Source organism: Rhizorhabdus sp. (assembly GCF_018006725.1).
Lineage (GTDB): Bacteria > Pseudomonadota > Alphaproteobacteria > Sphingomonadales > Sphingomonadaceae > Rhizorhabdus.
The window spans coordinates 1-7653 of the sequence record NZ_JAGMXV010000215.1 but is presented as its reverse complement, the minus strand read 5'-3'; the positions used below and the strand labels follow the sequence as shown (position 1 = coordinate 7653).

Here is a 7653-nt window from a genome sequence, read left to right as displayed (position 1 = left end):
AGCGAGCGCTGGTCGAACAGCATGAACAGCAGCTGGTTGGGATATTCGTCGCGCACGGGATCATAGGCGAAATGAACGCGGGTGCGGTCGTTGTAGCAGCGCTTCTCATTGACCACGCGGCGCCCATATTTGTTGAGCAGCAGCATCGAATCGCCGGGTAGGAAGAAGGCGCAGACCCCGAGCTCGCGGTTCTCCAGCGCTTCCTCGAACAGCACCTGCGTCCGCCAGGCGCCGTCGAGCGTGCCCATCGCGGCCCCGGCCGCGCCCGCGATCGAGATGAAGTCTCCAGTCGATCCGGGCATCGCGCAGGAGCCATAGAGCGCGGTCTGGTGCAGTCCCACCAGATCGAGATTATGGGCGTAGCCGCCGGTGCCGAAGATAACCGCCTTGCGTGCACCGATGCGGATGGTCTTGCCATTGGCTTCCGCCTCGACGCCGACAGCGCGGCCGCCGTCCATGACGAGCCGCGTCACGCGGGTTTCCGTCAGGATCGGGACCTTGTGCCGTTCGAGCCAGTCGGTCAGCTGCATGGCGAGGCTGCCCCCGCCCTGACCGCCGGCGCCCGTTGCGGGCTCCAATGCACGGCCGGTCGGAACCTTATTCTCCGGCAGATGGTCCGCATAATCGGGTGCCGGCTCGTCCACCCCCCAAAGGCGGAACTGTTTGAAGCGCGCCGCGTCGACCGCCTGCAGATGATCGATCGCCTCATGGCCATGATCGTAGAAAGCTTCGATCAGGCGATAGTCCGCTTCGGTCAGGCCGAGCGTCGGACTGGTCGGATCGTAGACCTGGGGAAAAGAGAAGCGGCACATATAGGCCATGGCATCGGCCTTCTCATCCCGGATTCCCTGGGCGCGAAGGCCGAAATGGTTGCAGATCCAGACGACTCCGCCCGATTTGCCTGTGGTCCCGCCCAGGAAGGGCATCTTTTCGATCACGATCACCTTGGCCCCGGCGGCAGCGGCCGTCACCGCTGCGCTACACGCGGCGGCGCCGCTGCCGACGCAGACGATGTCGGCCATCTGATCCCAGGCGCGCGCGGGAGCCGCATGGGCCTCTGCCGGGATGGTAGCCGCTGCGGCCGCGAGGCCGGCTCCGGCCAACAGACTTCGCCGGCTCAGTCGGCTGTCGCTGCGGTCGTGGTTGGTCGCCATGCCTTGATCCTCTCGATTTTTCGAAAGGCTTAGACGAGAAGCGCGCCGAACGCCCCTATTTCAAACGATAGTCAGATAAAAACCATGGCCAGTCGGAACCGCCACCTAGCTGATTCGGTAGCATCCCGGCTGCGCGGCGCTCCTGTAGCGTCCCGATGAGAGCAGCGTGCGGCCGAGAAGGCTGCCACAGACTGGAGGGATGGACATGGCAAGGCTCGACGGGAAGACGATCATCATATTGGGCGCTTCGGACGGACGCAGCATGGGCGCGGCCACCGCACGCGTGTTGGCGCGCGAGGGCGCGAACCTGGTTCTGGCCGCGCGGCGCAAGGCCGGCGTCGAGGCGGTCGCGAACGAAGTCGGCGGGATCGCGGTTGCCTGCGACATTACCGACGAGGCGCAGATCGAGGCATTGGCGGCCGCCGCGGTCGAGCGCTACGGCCGGCTCGATGGCGCGATCAATTATGCGGGCGCGGACACGCAGGCCTCGATCCTGGATGTGACCGTCGAGCAGCTTCGCCTGATGTGCGACGTGCATTTCATCGGCACCGCGCTGTTCTTCAAGCATATGGCGCGGCGGATGGAGCATGGCGGATCGCTGGTCACCACCTCCTCGCTGACCGCCGCCGTCGCTCCGCCGGGGCTGTCCGCCTATGCGGGGACGAAGCGCGGCGTGGACCATATGGTTCGCGTCGCGGCCAACGAGTTGGGAGAACGCGGCATTCGCGTCAATTCGGTGATCCCGGGCTTTACCCGGTCGGCGATGACCGAGGATTATTTCGCGCTGCCGACGCTTGAAGGCGCCTTCCTGCGCGAGATCCCGCTGGGCCGTCTCAGCACGGTCGACGACGTCGCCAATGCGGCGCTGTGGCTGCTGTCCGACGAGTCGGCGTCGACGACCGGTCAGGCGATCGACTGCACGGCCGGGCAATCGCTGCGCCGGACGCCGACCAACGAAGAACTGACGCGCTGAGGTGCGAAACTCCGGCGCTTAGCGCCGGGGGGCACCCGACATGTTGCGGATCAGATCGTACCAATGGTCGAGGTCGGCATGGAAGGCCTCGATCAATATGCGCTCGTCCTTGCCGTGCGCGCGCATGTCGTCGGGGTCGACCCGCCACAGTCCGTCCACGCCGTAGGTCGGGATGCCATTGGCCCGCAGCCGCCCGCCGTCGGTCGCGCCCGGCGTCATCTCGGGGATGATCGCGACGCCCGGATGGCGCGCGCGGACAGCCTTTGTATAGGCGCCGACGATCTCATCGGTGAGCGGTGAGGGCTGGGTGCCGTCGCCGAACGCGTTCAGTCGGGTGACCTCGACATCCTTGCCGGCAACCGCCTGCAATTCGGCCTGGACCCGGTCGGCCGAAACGCCGGGAAAGATGCGACAGTTGACGGTCGCGGTCGCTGTCTGCGGCAGGGCGTTCTCGGCATGACCGCCGCTCAGCAGCGTCGCCACGCAGGTCGTCCGGATCATCCCGATCTCGCCGTCGTCCGCGTCGATGCGATCGGCGGCCGCGATGTTGTTCGGGTCCCTGGCGAAGGCACGCATTGCCGCCGCCAGTTCGGGCTGGCGCAGCGGCGCCGAGTTTTCGAGATAGGCCTTGACCGTCTCGTTGAGCATGGGGGCGAAGCGATAGGCCGACAGCCGCCCGAGCGCCCCGGCCAGCGCATAGATCGCATTGTCGGCACGCGGACGCGACGAATGGCCGCCGCGGTTGCGCGCGGTGAAGGTGAAGCTCGCATAGGTCTTTTCGGACGTCTGGAGCCGGAAGCCCAGCGGGCGACCCGCCCGGTCGATCGAGCCGCCGCCGCCATCGGCATTGAGCGCGATCACGGCATTGTGCAGCGAGCGCCATTCGCCGACGATCTTTGCGGCGCCTTCGCCTTCGCTCTCCTCGTCGCCGGTCGCGAAGAGGATGACGTCGCGGTCGAGCTTCACGCCTTCGGCCTTCAGGCGCAGCAGTGCGATCGCCTGGGCGACGAAGCCGCCCTTCATGTCGCTGGTGCCGCGGCCATAATAATAGCCATTCTCGGCGATCAGCTTGAACGGATCTCGCGACCAGTCCTCGGGCCGCGCGTCGACCACGTCCATATGGCCGAGCAGCAGGACCGCGCCGCGCTTCGGCTGGGCCGCGCGGAGGCGGACCATTAGTGCGGCGGTCTGCTTGTAGGGCAGCACGCGCACGTCGACGGCAGGAAAGCCCGCCGCCAGGAATTCACGCGCCAACCGCTCCGCCACCGGCCGCGCCCCGGTCTTTCCATCGACCGAGGGCACGGCCACCGCGTCCGCCAGCAGGCCGTCAGCCCGCGCCCGCCAGTCGGTGACGGGGGCGGCGTAGGCTGTTCCGGCGGCGCAGAGCGCGGCGAGAGCGATCAGCGCGCGCATCGTCAGAAGGCGACCCGAGCGCGGGCGTAGAGGTAGCGCCCGTTGATGCCGATCGGCGACAACACGTCATAAGCGAGGTTGCCCGCGCCATTGATGTCGTCGATCGACCGGTCCGGATAGTTATCGAACAGGTTGTTCGCGCCGATGCTGAAGGTCAGGCCTTCGGCGAAGCTGTACGACACTTCGGTGTCGAGCTGCCATTCCGCGCCGAAGCGCTGGCGCGGGGCGAAGCCGCCGCCGAAGTCGAACACGCGCACGACCGAGCCGTTACGGATGCCGCGCACCGTGGCCGAGATCGGTCCCTGCGCCCAGTCGCCCGATAGGATCAGCTTGTCGCGCGGAGCGGCATTGACGAGGGTGTTGGTCTCTTCGAGGCCGATCAGATTGCCGCTGATGCCGTTGGCGGCGAGCTGGGCCGGCGGCGCATCGACGCTGCGGATGCTGCTCTTGGCGTAGCTGTAGCTGGCGGACAGGCCCAGCCTGGAGACGCCGAGGGTGAAGCGATAGTCCGCCACGGCCTCGATGCCGCGCGTCTTCAGGTCGACCGCATTGGTGAAGAAGTTGATCGCGTCGAAGGTGCCCAGACCGAGTGCCGCCCGCTGCGCGGCGCTCAGACCGCTGAGGTCGAAGCGCTCCGACAGGGTGATGCGGTTGTCGATCAGGATGCGGAAGGCGTCGACCGACAGGTGCAGGCCTTCGAACGGCGAGGCGGTGATGCCGGCCGACAGGTTGAAGCTCTTCTCGGGCTTCAGCTTGGCCGCGCCCAGCGACTGCGCCACCGCGCTGTCGACGGGCAGCGTCGCGACCCGTCGCAGCTGGCCGCCCGCGCCGAAGTTGAGCGAGGTCGCCGAGGCTCCGCGCTGGGCGAGCGCCGGCGCACGGAAGCTGTTCGACACCGATCCGCGCAGTGCGAAGCCTTCGACGAACTCCCAGCGCAGGGCCGCCTTGCCGGCGACGCTGGTGCCCGCGTCCGAATAATGCTCGACGCGGCCGGCGACGTCGGCCGACAGAGTCGGCGCGAGCTTGGTCGACAGTTCGAGATAGGCGGCGACCACGTCGCGGTCGAGCTTGCGCGCATCGTCGGGGGTCAGGCCGGGGCCGGCCTGCGCGCCGGGCTGGAGGCCGAGCGAGGCCGGATCGGCGAGCGGGCCGACCGCATAGGAGGCGGGATCGCCCGCCTTGGAGCGCCAGTTCTCCCGGCGATATTCGCCGCCGAAGGAGACGGTGACGGGGGCAGCGAGGCCCAGCTCATAGTCGCGCGACAGGTCGAGATTGGCGACCAGCTGGTCGGAGCGGACCCGCGACAGCAGGAAGGCATTGGGGCTCGCCGCGCCGAGCGAATAATTGACGGAGTCGCGCAGACGGTAGCTGATCCAGTTGCGGCCATAGGTCAGGCTGGCATCGGCGCGCCAGTCGCCGAGGTCGCCCTTGAGGCCAGCGGTGACCGAGATGTCGCGGTTGCGCACGACGCTCTTCGGACGGAAGCCGCCGGTGCCGTTCGGCTGGGCCGGGGGCAGATAGTCATTGCCATTGCCGTCGACGATGACCGGCCAGCGGAAGAAATTGGCGCCGACCGATTTCCGGGCATGCGCGACGCCGAAGCTGTAGAAGGTCAGGTCGCCGCCCGCCGGGGTCTCGGCATTGTACCAGAGGTGGCCGCTGTCGACGCGCGGATCGCCCACCTTGAACAGGCGCTTGCCGAAGAACTGGTCGTTGCGCGGATCGGTATAGCTGCCGTTCGACAGGAACTGGCCGCCCTGGTCGAAGCCGGCGCGGTTGGTGCCCTGCTGGTGGATATAGTCGCCGCCGACGGTCAGGAAGCCGCCGTCGCCGAGCTTGGTGCCGAACTTCAGCGCGCCCGAGATATTGCGTCCGTCGTCGATCGTCTTGCCCACTGCGCGCGGCTTGGTGACGTTCAGGCCATAGGTCATGTCGGCGACGAAGCCATGGTCCATCCGGTCGAGGCCGATGTTGATCACGCCGGCGACCGCGTCCGAACCATATTGGGCGGCCGCGCCGTCGCGCAGCACTTCGAGCCGACCGACGCCATTGATCGGCAGGGTGTTCAGGTCGACCGGCGCGGTGCCCTTGCCGACCTTGGTGTCGAGCGCCGGGGTCGAGGTGTTGTGGTAGCGCTTGCCGTTGACGAGGACGAGCACCTGGTCGGGCGACAGGCCGCGCAGCTGGGCGGCGCGCACCGTGTCGCCGACGCCCGAATTGGACTGGCGCGGGAAGTTGAAGGCGGGGACGAGGGTGCCGATCGACTGGGCCAGTTCGCCCGTGGCACCCGCCTGGCGGATCGCGTCGCCGCGGATCACGTCGACCGGCACCGGGCTGTCGAGCACGGTGCGGTTCGGCGCGCGGCTGCCGATGACGGTGATCTCGGGGTCGCCCGAGCTGTCGGCGGCTTGCGCCATTGCGGTGCCGCTGCCGAGGAGAAAGGCCCCGGTCGCGATGCCGGCGAGAAGACGGTGATCGATCTTGCGCATGGTTATAGTTCCCTGAAACGCCTGTCTTTTATGGTGCCCGCTATAGCCGATGGCGCGCACGGGTTTAGACAAGAATGCTATTCCGGTCGTAACAATTTCTTCCAGATCGGTTAGGAAAGCCAGAAAAGGGACGACAAGCGGCGCCCGACGCGGCAGAGGGTCGGCCTCGGAAAAACGGGTACGGACAGGATAGAGTGCGGCGCGTCATCGGTCCCTGGCAGGCTTCCTCAGTCGTCGTCGGCATGGTCGTCGGGGCAGGCATATTCCGCTCGGCGTCGGTCGTCGGCGCGACGCTCGGTTCCCCGCTGGCCATCTATGCCGCCTGGGCGCTGGGCGGGGTCGTCGCGCTGATCGGCGCTCTCTGCTATGCCGAACTGAGCGCGGCCTTTCCGCATCCCGGCGGCGACTATCGCTTCCTGAAGCAGGCCTATGGGCAGACCGTCGCCTTTCTGTTCGCCTGGTCGCGCTTCACGGTGATCTTCACCGCCTCTGCGGCAATGCTGGCTTTTGTCGGTACCGACTATCTCAACGAGCTGTGGCCGATGGACCGGCTGACGCGCGCGATCCTCGCGGCGGTGATGGTCGTGGCGCTGGCGGCGATCAATCTGCGCGGCCTGAAGACGAGCGCGCGCAGCGAAGTGGCGTTCGTCGCGCTCGATGTGGTCGCGCTGCTGGCGCTCGGCGGAGCAGCGGTGTGGATGATCGTGCAGGGCGGAGTGCCGGTCGATGGCGCGGTGCCGCCGGTCGATCCCGTCGGCGGGTTCGGCGTGGCGATGGTCTATGTCATGCTCGCTTATGGCGGTTTCAACGACGCCTCCACCCTGTCGGCCGAAGTCCGGCGCCCACGCGACATCACCCGCGCGATGATCGGGGGGATGGGCGCGGTGACGCTGCTTTACCTCGTCGCCAACTGGGCCTATGTCAGCGTCCTCGGCCCCGCCGGCCTCGCGCGCAGCGACGCGCCGGCGGCCGCCGTGATGCAGGCCGTGTTCGGTCAGGTCGGGCGCACGGCAATGGTCGTCGCGGTCGGCGTCGCCGCCATCGCGATCCTCAACGCGCTGCTGATCGTCGGCGGGCGCACCCTCTATGCCGCTGCCGCCGACCTGCCGGGGCTGGAGCGATTGGCGACCTGGGACGAGCAGCGCGGCGTACCACGAGCCGCCATATTGCTGCAGACCGCCATCACCCTGTTGCTGATCGTCTGGGGCGCGCTGACCCCTGCAGGCTTCGCGACGATGGTCGACTATATGTCGCCGGTCTACTGGCTGTTCCTGACACTGAGCGGGCTGGCGCTGCCCCTGCTGCGCCGCAAATGCCCCGACGCCGAGCGACCCTATCGCGTGCCGTTCGGCCCGCTGCTGCCGCTGATCTTCTCGGGCATGTCGATCTACATCCTTTGGGCGAGCATCGACTATGTCGGCTGGATCGGTACCGCGATCAGCTTCGGGACGCTGTTGGCAGGTCTGATCGCGCGGTGGGCGCTTGGCTTGTTCGCGGGGCGGACCGCCGCCTAGTGGCGGTGCCAAGGATTCCGGTATTCGGTCGCAGGAATATCGGCAGCGGGAGAAGGCCCCGACCGATGTGCGAGGGCAAAAGCCAGCGGATAGGCTGGTCTGTGTAACGG

The 7653-nt window shown here is 67.6% G+C and carries 5 protein-coding genes; 2 read left to right on the top strand and 3 right to left on the bottom strand.

All coding sequences use genetic code 11. The features are described 5' to 3' along the window. Positions 1–1154, bottom strand: a 1154-nt coding sequence (locus KAY22_RS21560) for an FAD-dependent oxidoreductase (RefSeq protein WP_296625277.1), incomplete at its 3' end; no start/stop codon positions are given. Positions 1155–1359: 205 nt separating this feature from the next. On the opposite strand from KAY22_RS21560, the gene KAY22_RS21555 reads away from it, so the two are divergent. Then, a complete protein-coding gene (locus tag KAY22_RS21555) occupies positions 1360–2127 on the top strand; it encodes an SDR family oxidoreductase (protein ID WP_296625276.1) in 768 nt (255 codons plus the stop codon). An 18-nt stretch (positions 2128–2145) separates the two neighbouring features. Here the strand turns inward: KAY22_RS21555 and KAY22_RS21550 are convergent, their stop codons facing one another. Together KAY22_RS21550 and KAY22_RS21545 are read right to left on the bottom strand one after the other, a co-directional pair. After that, positions 2146–3540, bottom strand: a complete 1395-nt coding sequence (locus tag KAY22_RS21550) for a M20/M25/M40 family metallo-hydrolase (protein ID WP_296625275.1) — start codon at positions 3538–3540, stop codon at positions 2146–2148. Positions 3541–3542: 2 nt separating this feature from the next. Next, positions 3543–6029: a TonB-dependent receptor gene (locus tag KAY22_RS21545; protein ID WP_296625274.1), complete on the bottom strand. Its 2487-nt coding sequence runs from the start codon at positions 6027–6029 to the stop codon at positions 3543–3545. Positions 6030–6223: 194 nt separating this feature from the next. Here KAY22_RS21545 and KAY22_RS21540 point away from each other — a divergent pair, with 194 nt between their 5' ends. Next, a complete protein-coding gene (locus tag KAY22_RS21540; RefSeq protein ID WP_296625273.1) occupies positions 6224–7543 on the top strand; it encodes an APC family permease in 1320 nt (439 codons plus the stop codon). Positions 7544–7653: the final 110 nt, after the last annotated feature.